The organism is Homoserinimonas flava, assembly GCF_054969005.1.
Genome location: NZ_JBUEQS010000004.1, coordinates 135,889 through 151,163, shown reverse-complemented (window position 1 = coordinate 151,163; position 15,275 = coordinate 135,889). Strand labels below are relative to the sequence as shown.

Sequence of the window (15,275 nt, the reverse complement as noted above, 5' to 3'; positions counted from 1 at the left end):
AGTGCAAGCCGACGAGGATGTCAGGCGGGAGGGGTGATCGTGACCGAGCCTTCGAGCGGCACGAGCTCGACCCAGCTGTTCCCCGCAGCCAGCCGGATGGTGATGCCGCTGTCGTCGATGAGGGTGATGGCATCGTCGATAAAAGCCTTCGACCAGGTGCCGTGCACAGTGCCACCACCGGAGGTGACCCACGCTTCGCCGCTGCCGAGAAGCTCCGTCTTGGGCACGCCGTAGCCGTGCGTCACCGGAACGCGCAGGGTGACGACGTTGGCGGTCGAAAGCTGGGCGCCGTTGGAGTCGAGGTCGGGGGCGCCGTCTTGCCACCGCAGGTAGCGACCGGATGCTGCATCCCAGGTCCAGGCCGGAGCGGATGAACTCGAGAAAACGAGCTGCAGGGTTCCCGTTGGGCTGCCCTCCTTCGCCGCCGTTGATGATTCGGTGTCGAGTGCGTAGGCGAACTGTTGGGGTGGCGCATTGATCTCGGTGTGGGCCGCAAGAAACTCCTGCGCCCGCACAATCACATTGTGAGGAGCACGCCGATCGCTCGAACGATACATATACGCGGCGGTGTCGCTCTGCCCGTGGATGGCGTTGTAGAGCGAGGTGTCGCGCATCATCGACACGAACTGGGGCACCCCGCCCGCATAGAAGATGATGCCGCCGAGCGAGCCGGCGATCTCAGGGTCCATCGGGCGGATCGAGCGGATGGGGCCGAGCAGTTCGGGGATGCCGCTGTGCCACACGGCGACGTAGCGGGTGATGCCGCCCTCGACGAGCTCCTCGAAGACGATGTCTGTGCGTTCGAGCCCGAACTGCGGTCGCGCGTCCCAGTGGTTGTCGATCTTGGCCGACAGTGCGGCGTGGGTGAGGGAGCCGGCCTGCACGGTCACGCCTGTGAGCGGGGCGAGCTCGGTCGGGGCCGGGGTCTCATAGGTCGATTCGTAGTCGGGCGACGGTGAGGCGGTGGGGAGGGCGAGCGGGGAATCGGTCGAGCATCCGGCGACAAGCGCACCGGCCACCACGAGGGCGAGCACGACTGCCCGGCGATGCGCCACCCGCTGCCTCGAAATCACAGGGCACACACTAACGCCGCCCCCGGCTGGGAGCGGCGCTGGTGTGAGGCGTGCCTCGGAATTGGTGCGGCGGTGTCAGGCCGGGCGCACCGACTCCGCCTGCGGACCCTTCGAGCCCGTGCCCACCTCGAAGGTCACCTGCTGACCCTCTTCGAGGACTTTGTATCCGCTCATGTCGATCGCGGAGTAGTGAACGAAGACGTCCTGCTCCCCACCCTCGACGGTGATGAATCCGTAGCCCTTCTCAGCGTTGAACCACTTAACGGATCCGTTCGCCATGTGTTACTCCCTGCTGTGTACCGTTGCTGCGGCGCACGCGATTCGGCGCCGAGTCACCGAACACGGGCGGGTATCCCGTGTTCATCTGGTTCGAATCGAAGCGTCCGAGGGTGCCTCACAGAGCCGGATGGGCGACCATTTCCAGATAGTAACGACCTTGAGCGCAAAAGTGGAGTGTCACTTAACATTGCGCAGCATCGCGCCAGGAGATTAAACCGTGGCGAAATGCGGCGGTGATGTGGAGGGGCCGATTCCAGGCTGGTCAGGCCGCGGGTGCCTGATAGTCGGCACCGATGAGCACGGTGATGGGCGACGCCGGATAGTCGTTCGAGAGACGCAACTCGCCGACACCGAGGTGCTCGATCAGCATGCGAGCGGCCGCCTCGTTGGCCGGGTCGCTGTAGAAGATCTGGGTTGTCTCGACGTCGGTGGTCGACGCGGTCGCACGACTGCCGACGCCCAGCTCGGCGCCACCCCACCCCTGCGTCACGAGAAAGTCACCGACCGTGGTCGCGAGCCCTGCCGTCGGGGTGCCGTTGAGCACCGAAATCGCCACCGCGGGGTCGAGGGCGGGCTCCGCCGCCTCGTCGCCGGTCGGCGGTGCCTCCGCATCAGCGGTCGGCTCGGCCGTGTCGATGCCGGGCACGCGGATCTCGAGGTCAGGATTGAGGAGGGACAGCGCGAAGAGCCCGCCGACGACAAGCACGACGGTGGCGAGCGCCGACCACGCGAACGCGATCCAGCCGCGACCGCGGCGGGCGGGAGCGCGGTGTGCGCCGACACGGTGCAGGTCGTCGGGAATCTCGTCGAAGCGATCTCGGATGCGGGTGGCCATCATGTTCCTCGGGGGTGTTCGTCGGTGCGGTCCCGCACGTCAGGCGTTGCGCCGGCCGTCTCGGATGCGGCGGAGGCGTCGCACCAGCATCGGGTCTTGCGCAAGCGCCGCTGGGGATTCGATCACGGCGTTCAGCAACTGATAGTAACGGGCGGAGTTGAGGCCAAGCTCCACGCGGATGGCCTCCTCTTTCGCGCCGGGATGCGCCCAGTCACGACGCTCAAAGTCGAGGATGCGGGCAGCGCGATCGAGGGGCTCGGGGGTTCCCGGCAGCTCGGTTGCAGCGTTCTGAGGCATCGCGGCCAGCCTAGGGGCGACATCCGCTGTGCCCGGTGTGACGCCCCGATTCCGGTCAGATCGAATCGGTGAACTTAGGGTAGCCTAAGCTTATGCACTCGAGACGGATGCCCTCCGCGATCGCCGCCATCCTCGCGGTCTCGCTGCTTGCCGGATGCTCCGGGGGAACGTCGAACGCGGGCGGTGAGGTGACCGACCCGGAGGCTCAGAGCGTCCCCCTCGCCGAGCTCACCCTCGCCGACGACCCGAAGACGTGGACTGGCGAGTCAACCGCCATGCTCGCATCCGCATCCATTGAGACCGTCACCGACGATCCCGCGCAGTCGCTGCCGACGACCGTCACCTCCCGCGATCTCGACGGTGACGTCGAGGTGACGGTTGAGGACACCTCCAGAGTGCTCGGGCTCGACATGTCCGGCTCGGTCGCCGCGACGATTGTGGGGCTCGGGTTCGGCGACAGCCTGGTCGGCCGCGACGTGTCCTCCACATTTGCTGAGGTGGCAGATCTGCCCGTCGTGACCTCGAGCGGACACAGCATCAATGCCGAGTCGGTCATCGCGCTGCGACCAACCCTCGTCGTGACGGACGGCTCGATCGGACCCATCGACGTTGTGCTCCAGTTGCGCGACGCCGGCATCGCGGTGGTCTTTGTCGAGGCGGAGCCCGGCATCGACGGCGTCGGCACGCTCGCCCAGCAGGTCGCGGAGGCGTTCGGTGCGGCCGACACCGGCGTCATGCTCGCCGAGCAGCTGCAGGCCGACATCGATGCGAAGATCGCCGAGATCGCCGCAATCGCACCCGAGGGCGACGAGCGGGTGCGCATCATGTTTCTCTACATCCGCGGCGGTTCTGGCATCTACTACCTGTTCGGTGCCGAGTCGGGCGCCGATGACCTCATCACCGCACTCGGCGGCATCGACGTGGCTGGCGAGATCGGGTGGACCGGCATGCGCCCCATGACCGATGAGGCGGTCATCGCCGCCCAACCCGACCTTCTACTCGTCATGACATCCGGGCTTGAGAGTGCGGGTGGCGTCGATGGCCTCCTCGCCGAGAAGCCGGCGCTCGCACAGACTCCCGCGGGGCAGCACCGCCGCGTGGTCGACATGTCGTCCGGCCAGATCCTCGGCTTCGGGCCGCGCACCGCTGATGTGCTCGACGCGCTCGCCCGCGCAATCTACGCGCCTGAGGCAACGTCGCAGGCGTCGAGCGTCTCGCCGTAGGGCCCGCTGAACGCGAGCGGATGCCCATCCAACGCCACCACGAAGCGCCCCCGCAGCGCAGCGCCGGCCCAGCCGGCCTCGGTGAGGCGGCGCTCCACGCCGGGCAGCACTCCTGCCCCCTCGAGCGACACCCAGCGCGCGCCTGAGGCGAGGATGCGGTCAACGAGCATGCCGCGCCGCACCCCTGGGATGTAGACGAGCACGCCGGCGGTGACGATGACGGGGGTCGCGCCCGCTGGCACGCCATCGAGGAGCTCGTCGAGGCGCTCCCCCGCGTCGCCCCGCAGCAGCAATGGCGGATGCGCGCGCACCACGTCGCGGGCACCCCGCACCCTCGCGAGGCGGTCGTGCTGTCCCGGCCAGGCGAGGGCGTCGAGCCACGCGGCATCCGCCTCATCGGCGACATCGAGCGGGGCGAGGTCGACCCCGGCGCGCCACACGACCTCGGGCAGGCGGGTGGGTGCGGTGATGCCGTCGCCCACCGCGCAGCTGAGCCGCACGCGACTCGGGCCGTCGGCGGGGTGCAGTTCGACCCCCGAAAAGTTGTAGCTATAGCGGTCGGGCACGAGGCACAGCCCGGCGGATGCCCCGAGCTCAAGCAGCGCGATGGGCCCCTCGATTTGCTCGAGCGCGAGCAGGAGTGCCGAGCACCGCCCCGGCTCGTTCGTCTGCATGGGTCGGCGGGCGAGATCCTGCGCCAGCTCTGCGTGATGCTCGTGAAGAAAGCGAAGAAACTCCCCCGCGTTGCTGCAGTCGCGGGCGCCGAGCAGACTCGCGACGGCGAACACGAGCGGCGGCTGGCGATGCTGCTCCGGGAGGCGGTCGAGCAGCGCGAGGGTGGCACTGTCACCAGCAACCGCGTGCGCCCAGTCTTCGTACGAGGGCGAGACCTCCGCCGCCTGCACGGCGAAAGCGCGATACCAGGCTGCGGTATCGCGCTCTCGACCGGTCATGCGTCGATCATGTCATCGTGTTGCCCCGCGGCGGCGGATCACCAGCATGGTGACGAGCGCGATGAGGGCGAGGAGCACGAGCACCCCGATGATCCACGGCAGCACGCCGGGGCCGTCGTCGGCGACCGGTGCGGCCTCAACCTCGGTGTCGACTGCCTCGGATTCCGCGATCGCGCCGCACGCGGCATCCGTCGCGAATTCCACCGTGATGGGGTCAAGCTCGGTGCCGGGTTCGTAGGTGCCGATCGCGCCAGAACCTGCGGCGCTGAGCTCGGCGGGAGCAGCCGTGATAGTGCCTGTTCCGTCGGTGTGCTCGACAGTGCCGCCGCTGAGGTCGACATCGGCGAAGTGCACGTCACGCTGGTCGACCGCCTCGCCCTCCTGCGTCGTGCCAGCCACGTCGACGTAGAGCCGCGCGGTCTCGGCGTCGATGAACTCGATGCGAGGGTTGCCGACGGTGGTGTTCAGGATGCCGCCGTGGCCGGTGAAGGTCACGGTGCCGGTGAAGGCGAGTTCGCCCTCGTCCGACTCAAGGTCGTACGCGCCGGTGCCGTCGCCCCAGCTGAAGTTCGGCGTTTCATACTCGGCGCCCTCCGCGACGGTCCATTCGCCGTTCGCGATCGTGCCACTGATGTAACTGCGGAACGCTTCTTTGAAACCCCACGTCAGCGTCGCATCCGTCACCTCACAGGCCTCCGTCGAAAGGGTTTGCATGGTGGTTGATGGTGTCACCTCCTGCGCTGGCTGAGTCTCGGCGGGCGAGAACGCGGCGACGACACTGCCCGAACCGCCGGATGCGCTCGCCCCGTTCGGTGCGCCGACCGTGAAGGTCACCGAGTCGAGGGCCGTGCCGGCGCTGTAGAACCCCGCGAAGGCATTGGCCCCGGCTGCGGTGAGGGTTGCGGGCACGTTCGAGTACGTCACGGCGCCCGAGGCATCCGTAGCCTTGCCACCGGCGCCGAGCGCGAGGGTGGCGAAGGCGACGCGGGTTCCTCCAACGGTGGCGGTGAGGGTTGCGCTCGACGCGCTCGTCACCGTGATCGAGGGGTTCGCGATAGATAGGCCGAGCGCGCCGTTGTGTCCAGCGAACGTGACGGTGCCGCGGTAGTCGACCGTGCCGAGCGCGGCACTGCGGTCGAACGCGTCAGCGGAGCCCTGCGGGAAGGCATAGCGCCCGCCGTTCGCGCCCGCGCCGCCCGACAGTGCGATGGTGCCGCGGGCGATCGGGCCCGTGACATACGAAACGAAGGCCTGCTTCACGCCCCAGTGCAGCATGCCGGCCGTCACGGGCGCGGCGGGCGCTGGCGTGCCAGGGGCTGTTGGGGTCGTCGGGGTGCCAGGGGTTCCTGGCTCCGGGTCGATGGGCTCCTCGTCGCTCGCGTACTCGATCGCGACGAAGCGGTCGTGCACCGACTCGGCGGCGGCGAAACGGTGGTCAGGGCGAATGAACACACCGCACGCGGCATCCGCGCACTCGACGTCGCCGATCTTCTCGGGCACCGTGACGGTGGTTTCGACCGTCCACCAACCGTCGGTGACCGTGCCCGAGGCGGGCTGGCCGTAGACGGATGCCGACAGCAGCCACTGCTGCAGCGACGAGTCGCACGCGGCCCCGCTCGGGCGCACACCCTCTTCGGGCTCAAGGCAGAACATGAGGTACGCGCCCGCGGTCGCGACCCCGCCGGCGGTCGTGGCGAGCTCGGCCGGGAGCGACACCGTCACGTCGAGCGTGTCGCCGGCGTTGACGCCGGTCGACGGGGTGACCGTCAGCGTTGCTTCGCGCTCGTCACCAAAGGTGATGGGTGTGTAGGTTTCGAACGGCGCGTAGGTCGCGCCGCCTGCCGCGTAGGTGTAGATGCCGTAGTTGCCGTCGGCGAGCGCATCCTCATATTCGGCGACGTCGATCTCGAAGCTGAAGGTGCCATCGGCCGCGACCGGGATGCCTTGCGCGGCGAAGGCCGAGTTGGAGTCGATGGTCGTCTGGGGCAGCAGCCAGCGCTGCTGGTGCGCTTTGCGAGCTGCACTCGGCGCGCCCTCGCTCGGCTTCCAGGTGTCGGCGAAAGAACCGAAGACGACGTAGGCGCCGGACCACTGGCCCGCGAGTGGAGGGCGGGTGCCGGTAACGGTGGGGTGCTGTTCCACGCCGAAGCCGCTGCCGGAGATGGTGATGGTCTCGCCGCTCGCGTCGAGGCCGCTCGTCTTCGAGACGGTGACGGTCGGCGTGCTCGGCGCTGCGGGCTCTTCAGGTTCGGGCTCTGGCTCGGGTTCTGGCTCGGGCTCTGGTTCTGCGGCCTGCTCGACCGGCCACGAGAAGCTCACGGGGTCGAGCGCCGTGCCAGCGCTGTAGAAGCCGGCGAACGCTTCGGCACCAGCGGCGGTGAGCACGGCGGGGGCCGCGGCGACGCTCGTGACGTCCGCGGCCGTGCTGACACGCCCCGTGAGGTCGACGGTGGCGAACTCGACGTTCGTGAACGTCTCGAACACTCCGGTGGAAAGCCCCTTCGAGACAACATCCGCGACGACCGTTGCGGCGGTGTCGCTCGCCTTGACGATGCGCACATTGCTCATGGTGAGGTCGAGCATCCCGGAGTGGCCCGTGAAGTGCACCGCCCCCGTGTACGTGACGGTTCCGGATGCCTCGGTGCCCGCGCCGCCCGTCCAGGTGAAGGCCGGCTCGCTCGCAACGTGGCCCGACACGGTGATCGCTCCGCTGGCGATCGGCCCGCTGATGTAGCTGCGGAACGACTCTTTGATTCCCCACTGCAGCGTCGCCGCCGCGATGTCGCCCGCTGCGGCGCGGGCCGGCGTTGCCGCTCCGGCAACGACGGTGCCAAGCGCAAGGGCGAGGACAACAAGCAGCGCGACGAATGGTCGCAACGATCGGGGGCGTGCGGATGCTGTGTTCACTGTTGAATGCTCCTGGAGGAACCGGGATGCCCAGTGGCGGAAGAACCGCCCCTGGCATACGACCAGACGACTTAGGGTTGCCTAAGTTCATCTGAACCATAGTAGGTAAGGCTTGCCTAAGTCAACGCACCGGACGATTCAGTGTGCGACGTAACCGGGAACATTCTCGCGGCGACGACGTTTACGCTTAACGAACCCCGACGCGGAAGGCAGCCCATGGACTACGAGGTCAAGAAGAGCGAGCAGGAATGGCTCGAAGAACTCGGCGAAGAGCGCTACGCGGTGCTCCGCAAGGCCGGCACCGAGCGCGCCTGGTCTGGCGAGCTGCTCGACGAGAGCCGCGCCGGCGTCTACACCTGCGCCGCCTGCAACGCCGAACTCTTCAAGAGCGGCACCAAGTTCGATTCCGGATGCGGCTGGCCCAGCTTCTACGAATCGGTGCGCCCCGACGCGGTCGAACTCATTGAAGACACGAGCCTCGGCATGGTGCGCACCGAGGTGCGCTGCGCCGCCTGCGGCTCACACCTGGGCCACGTGTTCCCCGACGGCTTCGGCACCCCCACCGGCGACCGCTACTGCATGAACTCCCTCTCGCTGAACTTCGCGGGAGCAGACGAGGCTGACGCCGAGGACAACACCGGCGCCTAGCCTGCAACGGCGCGCGCGGCCGGGCTAGGATGGCTCGGGCGCACGCGCCATTCGCCTCCTTAGCTCAGTTGGCCAGAGCATCGCTCTTGTAAAGCGAGGGTCGTCGGTTCGAATCCGACAGGAGGCTCCATACCTTTCTTGGAATCGCCTAGCAGGGCCTGCTCCCGGTCTAGGTGAGTTGCGTCCGAAGCCTGGCTCGAGCGCGGGAATATCGCGCACGAGCCGCCTCCGGTCTCACACCGAGAATTCGCCCCGCGTCAGCGACGCTGAACCCATCCCACGCAACCAGCAGGACGAGTTCACGATCGTTTGCGGACAGCGTCTTGAGTGCATTTCGAAGCTCAACATCTGGCAGGGGGTCACTCACCGCGTCCTGCCGCATGTCCATCCTGAGGCGATCCGCCAGTGCGTTCCGCCGCCGTTCACCCCGGCGCGCGGTCGCGAGCACCTTGCGTGCCACGCCGAAGGAGTACCGGCGAGCTTCCTCGTGATCGTTCGGAATGGCCCGCGACTTGCGCCAGAGCACAACCAGGGTGTCGGCCACGGCGTCTGCTGCGTCTTCTCGGTCAGCGAGTCGGGTAACAAAGTACTTGAGTAGGTCAGGCGTGACATCGCGGAGCAACCCCTCAATCGAGAACGCGTCTGCGACCGGGACTAAGAGCGCCTGGCTCTCGACCACATCGCGAGTGCCCGTCACTGTGCTTCCTGAAACTCTTCGAGGTACTTGCCGTAGATCGCCGCCGCGACGTTCGCGCGATCAACTCCGTCCCATGATTGGGAACCCTCGATCTGGGCGAGCTCCTGGGCGGCGTCAGCATTGCCCGCCCCCAGCTCCGCGGCAAATCCGGCCATGATGTAGGTGACTCCTCCGCCGTCGGTTGCCACGAAGGCCGGCCATGTCGGCGCCTCGCTCAGCACCTCGACAGCCGCCGCCTGACGAGCAACGTCCCCTACCCGGTGGGCAGCGATCCACTCATCGAGCCAACCCACGTACACCGCGTGCTCAAGGCTTCGGCGAATGCTGACTTCCTGCGTGAGTCCAGGATTCTCAGCGTGCTTGACGCGCACTTGCTCGATGATTCCGGACTTCGTCTGGCCGGGAGCCAACGGTAACCACTCTGGATATATCCAGTCGATGTAGGCGCCGAGGTCTGATTCCGACGTGTCAATCCACTCGCTCTCTGGGATGACCTCGGTGCCCTCGGATATCCAATTCGTCTGCACGAGAAACTGGCGGATGACGTCCGCTGCTGCGGGTGTCGCGACCACTCCACCGACCACCAGGGCACCGCCAGCCACCCCAGCCGTGATCTTGCGCCGCAGCGATGCCGATGTGGCCTTGCGTCGAGCCTCGAACACCAGCAGCATGACGGAACTGGAGGGCGCGACAATAGCCTGCGCCGGGGCTGCCACCCGCGCGAGTCGTTGGGAGAGTTCCTCATCGGTGATCATGGCGGTGTCCATCCTGTCGTAGGCCATTCACTACAGACATGGCCGGATAGTCGCGAACCGTGACAGCGAATCCGCAGTGGCTCAGAGGCTTCGCACTAGATCTTTTGTAGCATCTCGGTGACACATTTGTGTATCATGTGGGCGACACAAGGGCGAGGAGTTTCAATGTTGTGGTTGTACACCTTGGCGTTCGGGCCGCCCGTGGTGGGCATCATCCTCGCGGTGGCGTGCTGGCTAATATGGGGCCGCAAGGCGAGCCCCCTCAAGGGCCGTGTCGGCATGACCACCCTCATGGCAGGTGTGCTGCTCGTGTTCGGCGAGGCCGTGGTGCGGGTGATCACGTCTCAGCCGGTGATACCGCTCGATATACCGATGGATTTCTGGGTTTGGTACCGCGAGTTCGGATTCTCACTCCCCCTCGCTCTTGCAATCGCCGGGCTGGCAATACTTACGTTCCCAATTGCACGTCGAGTGGGACGCGGCGCTGCTGAGCTGAGGCCCCGAACGCCGATCAGTTTCGCCCGTGCCTGGTGGCTCGCGGTTCCGGGATCCGTGCTCGCCGTGATTCTCACGCTCACAATTGTCACCGGCTTGGCCTCACAGCCAGACCCAACCACAGGCCACTACACGATGTACTTCGTCGATCTCGGCGGTGGACGATCAATGGGCACGAACATCTACGGGTGGTACAACTCGCTGCCGAGCCTAATTTTGATCGCCATCATGATCGCGATGACCGTCGTCAACCTCTCTTTCATTGCCCGCCCCGCGCTCGATGACGACCGTGAACAGGACATACAGATCCGCACCGTCCGCACACGGAACGCGCTCGCGACGGTGACCGGCGCATTGCTACTCCACCTCGGCCTCCTCTTCAGTTCACTCGCTGGCACATCATCGATACGAAGCTCGTTCTCGACATCGGAAGGGCCCGTGCGGTTCTGGACGAGCTTCGCTGCGCTTGGACCAGCGTTCACGGCGGCCGCCTGGGTGACCGCGGCGTTCGGCTTCGCGCTGTGGGTCAGCATCGCTCTGTCGATAGTTCCGTCGCGGCGTCGCGTTAACGCCATCAGCCCATGATCATCACCCTGACGGGGTCCGCTCCGCCCACAGAACAAATCCGGGACCAGATTCGTGGGCTCATCGCAACCGGTCGAATCGCTGCGGACGAGCGCCTGCCCTCGGTTCGTCAGCTCGCGAAGGATCTTGGCGTTGCCCCCGGCACCGTCGCGAAGGCGTACAAAGCCCTCGAAACCGAGGGCTACCTCACCGCGCGTACTGGCGGAGGGACGCGAGTCAGTAAACGCGAAGCCACCACGCCGCGAGCGGTGCTCGACGCCGCCCGTCGACTCGCCGAGACAAGCATCCAGACCGACACTGACCTCGACGAAGCGATTCGCATTCTCCGCGCGATCTGGCCGGAACACTAGCCTCCTGATCAGCCCGCGAGATTGTGAGTCGGCAATCCGATCAGCGAAGAGCGCTCACTTAGAGCAAAGTCGCGATCACCAGGCCCGCAACGACCACGCTCGCACACGCCAGAATCCACGCGCCGATGACAATGCGCCGGCGGCTGACTGTGCCTTTGCGAAAGGCACTCCGCGAAAGCTTGTCGAAGTTCGGCAGAATCGCCTGGAAGGGCGGCTCGGGCGTGGCACTAGGTGGAACCTCCGTGCGCCGGTCTTCGTCCATGGCTCAATCCTAGGCAGGTCGACTTGTATTGGTCATGAAACTCAAGGCCGGCGACCGCAGAAACTGCGTCTTCCCCCTACCCCCGCACAGTCCTAGACTGAGCGCCGGAGAGCCGGGAAGCCTGGTCGGCCCGCGAATCTGCGGAGTACCCCGGCGACCGCCGTGGCACTGTGGCGCGTCGAAAGGGCAGCCAAGTGAGCAGCATCCAGAACCCCATCATCGAAGCCTCCGCGCTCGTCAAGCGTTTCGGCCGCACGGCCGCACTTGACGGGCTCGATCTGTCGGTTGCGGAGGGCGAAGTCCACGGCTTTTTGGGGCCGAACGGCGCCGGCAAGTCGACGACCATCCGCATCCTGCTCGGTCTCGTCAAGGCGAGTGCCGGCACGGCGAGAGTGTTCGGCCGCGACCCGTGGGCCGAACCGGTCGCCACACACCGCGACATCGCGTACGTGCCCGGCGATGTGAGCCTCTGGCCGGGGCTCACCGGCGGCGAGGCGATCGACCTGCTCACCTCGCTGCGCGGTGGGGCGGATGCCACGCGCCGCTCCGAGCTCATCGAAGAGTTCGAGTTCGACCCGCGCAAGAAGGCCCGCGCCTATTCGAAGGGCAACCGGCAGAAGGTTGCCCTCATCGCCGCGTTCGCGCGCCCCGCGAGGCTCTACATCTTTGACGAGCCGAGTGCCGGGCTTGACCCGCTCATGGATGCGGTGTTCCGGCGCCAGGTCGAGCGGGCCTGCGCTGACGGTGCGACGGTGCTGCTGTCGAGCCACATCTTGAGCGAGGTCGAGCAGCTGTGTGACCGGGTCACGATCATCCGTTCGGGCGTCGCGGTGGAGAGCGGCACGCTCACCGAACTGCGGCACCTGAGTCGAACGACGTTCCGGGTGACGGGGGCCGCCGAGCGGGCCGACGTCGAGGCGATCGCCGGCGTGCACGACCCGCGGATGGCCGGGGGTGCTCTCGAGTTTGAGGCCGATGCATCCGCCGTCACCGCTGTGCTTGGCGCGCTCGCCAGTCGCGGGGTCGAGGGCATCACGGTGTCGCCGGCCTCCCTCGAGTCGCTCTTTTTGCGGCACTACAGCGAGACACGCTGATGCGACAGTTCACTCGGGTGTTCGCCGCCCAGGCGCGCCGCGACCGCTGGGTGCTCACCGCGTGGGTGCTCGGAATCGGGCTGCTCGGTCTCGCTGCGGCGAGCGCCGTCGCCACCGAGTTTGACAACGAGATGGAGCGCACGGCGATTGTCGCGGTCGCCGCCGCGAACCCGGCGTTCCTGTTTCTTCGCGGACTCCCCGACGGCACCACTGTCGGCGCTGTCGTGTTCTTTCAGGCGTACTCGTTCACGGCTGTGCTCGCGGGCCTCATGAGCACGTTCCTTGTGGTGCGGCACACCCGCGCCGATGAGGAGCTCGGACGCTCCGAACTCATCGGGTCGACCCCCATCGCCCGCTCCCTCCCCCTCGGTGCAACCATCACGCTCGGCGTGCTCGCGAACCTCGTGCTCGGCGTCGTCGTCGCGCTCGGCTACATTGGCGGCGGGCTGCCGACAGAGGGTTCCATCGTCGCGGCGATTGCGGTCGCATCCGTTGGTCTCGTCTTCGTCGGCTTCGCCGCCGTCATCGCACAGATCATGCCCACCGGGCGCGCCGCCAACGGCCTCGCCGCCTCCCTCGTCGGTGTGGCCTACCTGGTGCGGGGCGTGGGCGATGCCCTCGGCGACCCGAATGCCACGTTCACGACGGTCGAACCGCTCTGGGTGTCGTGGCTCTCCCCCATCGGGTGGGGGCAGGCGACCCGGCCGTTCTCGACAGCAGACCTGAGCCCGCTCCTGATCGCGATGGGGGTGTTCATCGTGTGTGCCGTTGGGGCGCTCGCACTCCACCGCGGGCGCGACCTCGGCTCGAGCCTCATCGCGCAGCGTGACGGTCGCGGCGACGCGGGGCTCGGCGGCCGCAGCACGCTGGGGCTCGCCTGGCGACTGCAGCGGCCGGCCGTCATCGGCTGGTGCGTCGGCGGGGCCGTGCTCGGGCTCGTCGCGGGCGGGCTCGCACCCACCGTCGCCGATGTGGCCGACGGCAACACCTCGCTCAGTGACCTCATCGCTCGCCTCGTGCCAGGGACTCGGGCCGAGATCGTCGATATCTTCACGGTCGGCCTGCTCGGCATCGCCGGGGTGCTCGCCGCCGCCGCCGGCGTACACGCGATCGTGCGCCTGCGAGCAGAAGAAGCAGAAGGGCGCGCAGAGCTGCTGCTCGCAACCCCGGCGTCACGGTTGCAGTGGATCGGCAGCACCCTCCTTGTCGCGGTGGCCTCCGTGCTCGCCGTGTGCGTCGCCGCCGGCGCTGCTGCTGGCACGGCGATCGCAATGACGGATGCTGATGCAGCGGCCCTGCCCCGCTTCGTTGGCGCCGCGCTAGTTCATGCCCCGGCCGCCCTCGTGCTGGTCGGTGCTGTCGCACTCGCGTTTGCCGTCGCCCCCCGACTCACGAGCGCGATCGGGTGGGGATTTCTCGTCGTTGCCCTCGTCATCGGGCAGTTCGGCGAACTCCTCAACCTGCCCGAATGGCTGCAGAATGTGAGCCCGTTCCACCACACCTCGGCCGTGCCGATCGAGTCATTCGACGCAGCATCCGCCCTCATTGTCGTCGCGGTCGCCGCAGCGGCCACCGCCGCGGCGATCGGGTTGGTGCAGAGGCGGGACGTGGGCGTGTGACCGCGGGAGACTATTCTGCCGGCTCGGCGCTTGGGCTCGGCGACGGGGTCGACTTGAGCTCTTCGGTGAACGCGTTGCCGCTCGCCGTGCTCACAAACTTGGCAAATTCGGCCGGGTCGCTGAGGTCTTCCGGCGTGTAGGTTACTCCGTTGACAATCACGGTGGGGGTGTTGGTCACCTGCGAGATGTCGGCGTTGGGCAGCGGACCATCGAAGGCCCGCGCGGTCGCGGCGTTCACCCACTTCTTGAACCGCACCTCATCGATGCACTCCTCAACCGAGCCGACATTCGTCACCCCGGCATCCTCCGCGAGCGAGACCAGCTCGGCGTCGTCGAGACCGGTCGTGTTCTCGGCCGGCTGGTTTTCAAACAGGAGTGAGTGGAAGCTGAAGAAGCTGTCGGGCGAATAGTGGGCAACACACGCCGATGCGTTGGCCGCCCTGCTCGAATACTGTGTCCCGAGCGAGCGGTGGTCGAGGAACGAGACCGGATGCACCTCAAGCGTTGCCGCGCCGGATTCGACCCACGTCGCGATCTGCTCTTCGTTCGCCTCCTCAAAGACACCGCACGCCGGGCAGAAATAGTCAACGTAGATGCGGATATCGACCACATCGGGGTCATCGGATGGCACCGATGCGACCGGCTCGGCACCAGGTTCAAGCCCCGGCGTCACTTCGGCCTCGAAGTTGGCACCGATGCGGATGCCGTCACTGAGCATGTTGCGGGGGCCAGAACTGTTTTCGGGGATGGCGCTCATGACACCGACCACGACCGCGCCCACGATGACGAGCACGCCGGCGATGATGCCGCCCTGAATGAGCAGGCGGTTGCGGCGGTCTTTCTTCTTGCGCTCGAGCCGCGCCTGTTGCGCCTTCTCTCGAGCCGCGAGCCGCGTTTCGTTCTTCGTCGGCTTCGGCCCTGGCACGCCGTTCGTCATGAAACCTCACTCATTTGCGGTGCGAGCACGGGGGTGCCACACGTGTTTGACACTCCCCCGGNCCTTCTCTCGAGCCGCGAGCCGCGTTTCGTTCTTCGTCGGCTTCGGCCCTGGCACGCCGTTCGTCATGAAACCTCACTCATTTGCGGTGCGAGCACGGGGGTGCCACACGTGTTTGACACTCCCCCGGGCGTGGTGACCGACCGATACATCACACGTCGGCACGCTGTTCTGATGCTAGACATCCTGTCTGGGAGTTGACCAGA

16 protein-coding genes and 1 tRNA gene are annotated in these 15,275 nt (G+C 67.0%); 7 read left to right on the top strand and 10 right to left on the bottom strand.

The window, feature by feature from the left end; genetic code table 11:
• Positions 1-20: 20 nt before the first annotated feature.
• The 4 genes from ACY48M_RS12905 to ACY48M_RS12890 all read right to left on the bottom strand — a co-directional run bounded on the left by ACY48M_RS12905 (position 21) and on the right by ACY48M_RS12890 (position 2,484).
• Positions 21-1,055: a DUF3048 domain-containing protein gene (locus ACY48M_RS12905; protein ID WP_462820699.1), complete on the bottom strand. Its 1,035-nt coding sequence runs from the start codon at positions 1,053-1,055 to the stop codon at positions 21-23.
• 93 nt (positions 1,056-1,148) lie between these two features.
• The gene (locus ACY48M_RS12900) at positions 1,149-1,352 is read right to left on the bottom strand and encodes a cold-shock protein (protein WP_462820698.1); all 204 of its coding nucleotides are present in this window, start codon (positions 1,350-1,352) and stop codon (positions 1,149-1,151) included.
• Between the two features lie 262 nt (positions 1,353-1,614).
• The gene (locus ACY48M_RS12895) at positions 1,615-2,187 is read right to left on the bottom strand and encodes a LytR C-terminal domain-containing protein (RefSeq protein WP_462820697.1); all 573 of its coding nucleotides are present in this window, start codon (positions 2,185-2,187) and stop codon (positions 1,615-1,617) included.
• 39 nt (positions 2,188-2,226) lie between these two features.
• Positions 2,227-2,484, bottom strand: a complete 258-nt coding sequence (locus ACY48M_RS12890) for a DUF3263 domain-containing protein (protein ID WP_462820696.1) — start codon at positions 2,482-2,484, stop codon at positions 2,227-2,229.
• A gap of 92 nt (positions 2,485-2,576) precedes the next feature.
• On the opposite strand from ACY48M_RS12890, the gene ACY48M_RS12885 reads away from it, so the two are divergent.
• Positions 2,577-3,707 carry a heme/hemin ABC transporter substrate-binding protein gene (locus ACY48M_RS12885; RefSeq protein WP_462820695.1) on the top strand — a complete coding sequence of 377 codons (1,131 nt, stop codon included), beginning with the start codon at positions 2,577-2,579 and terminating at the stop codon, positions 3,705-3,707.
• Here ACY48M_RS12885 and ACY48M_RS12880 read toward each other — a convergent pair.
• Positions 3,662-4,660, bottom strand: a complete 999-nt coding sequence (locus ACY48M_RS12880) for a DUF2332 family protein (protein ID WP_462820694.1) — start codon at positions 4,658-4,660, stop codon at positions 3,662-3,664. The two genes, ACY48M_RS12885 and ACY48M_RS12880, sit on opposite strands and share 46 nt — an antisense overlap.
• 12 nt (positions 4,661-4,672) lie before the next feature.
• Complete coding sequence (locus tag ACY48M_RS12875; RefSeq protein WP_462820693.1) at positions 4,673-7,567, bottom strand: HtaA domain-containing protein; 2,895 nt, start codon at positions 7,565-7,567, stop codon at positions 4,673-4,675.
• Between the two features lie 216 nt (positions 7,568-7,783).
• Here ACY48M_RS12875 and msrB point away from each other — a divergent pair, with 216 nt between their 5' ends.
• Together msrB and ACY48M_RS12865 are read left to right on the top strand one after the other, a co-directional pair.
• A complete protein-coding gene (gene msrB, locus ACY48M_RS12870; protein WP_462820692.1) occupies positions 7,784-8,215 on the top strand; it encodes a peptide-methionine (R)-S-oxide reductase MsrB in 432 nt (143 codons plus the stop codon).
• Between the two features lie 53 nt (positions 8,216-8,268).
• Positions 8,269-8,345: transfer RNA gene (locus ACY48M_RS12865), tRNA-Thr, on the top strand.
• 39 nt (positions 8,346-8,384) lie between these two features.
• Here the strand turns inward: ACY48M_RS12865 and ACY48M_RS12860 are convergent.
• Both ACY48M_RS12860 and ACY48M_RS12855 read right to left on the bottom strand, forming a co-directional pair.
• Positions 8,385-8,912 (bottom strand): RNA polymerase sigma factor, encoded by a 528-nt coding sequence (locus ACY48M_RS12860; RefSeq protein ID WP_462820691.1) that lies wholly within the window; start codon positions 8,910-8,912, stop codon positions 8,385-8,387.
• A complete protein-coding gene (locus ACY48M_RS12855) occupies positions 8,909-9,694 on the bottom strand; it encodes a hypothetical protein (RefSeq protein ID WP_462820690.1) in 786 nt (261 codons plus the stop codon). Before ACY48M_RS12855 ends, ACY48M_RS12860 begins: the two co-directional genes overlap by 4 nt.
• Positions 9,695-9,832: 138 nt before the next feature.
• On the opposite strand from ACY48M_RS12855, the gene ACY48M_RS12850 reads away from it, so the two are divergent.
• Complete coding sequence (locus tag ACY48M_RS12850; RefSeq protein ID WP_462820689.1) at positions 9,833-10,747, top strand: hypothetical protein; 915 nt, start codon at positions 9,833-9,835, stop codon at positions 10,745-10,747.
• Entirely contained in the window at positions 10,744-11,097 is a 354-nt protein-coding gene (locus ACY48M_RS12845; RefSeq protein ID WP_462820688.1) for a GntR family transcriptional regulator, read from the top strand. Before ACY48M_RS12850 ends, ACY48M_RS12845 begins: the two co-directional genes overlap by 4 nt.
• A 58-nt stretch (positions 11,098-11,155) precedes the next feature.
• On the opposite strand, the gene ACY48M_RS12840 is transcribed toward ACY48M_RS12845, so the two are convergent.
• Positions 11,156-11,359: a hypothetical protein gene (locus ACY48M_RS12840; protein WP_462820687.1), complete on the bottom strand. Its 204-nt coding sequence runs from the start codon at positions 11,357-11,359 to the stop codon at positions 11,156-11,158.
• A 194-nt stretch (positions 11,360-11,553) separates the two neighbouring features.
• Between ACY48M_RS12840 and ACY48M_RS12835 the strand changes: the two genes are divergently transcribed.
• Positions 11,554-12,453: an ABC transporter ATP-binding protein gene (locus ACY48M_RS12835; protein WP_462820686.1), complete on the top strand. Its 900-nt coding sequence runs from the start codon at positions 11,554-11,556 to the stop codon at positions 12,451-12,453.
• Positions 12,453-14,072, top strand: coding sequence for an ABC transporter permease (locus ACY48M_RS12830; RefSeq protein WP_462820685.1), 1,620 nt, complete (start codon positions 12,453-12,455; stop codon positions 14,070-14,072). The genes ACY48M_RS12835 and ACY48M_RS12830 overlap by 1 nt, the downstream gene beginning before the upstream one ends.
• A gap of 10 nt (positions 14,073-14,082) precedes the next feature.
• Here ACY48M_RS12830 and ACY48M_RS12825 read toward each other — a convergent pair whose 3' ends face one another.
• A complete protein-coding gene (locus ACY48M_RS12825; RefSeq protein ID WP_462820684.1) occupies positions 14,083-15,009 on the bottom strand; it encodes a DsbA family protein in 927 nt (308 codons plus the stop codon).
• Between the last annotated feature and the right edge of the window lie 266 nt (positions 15,010-15,275).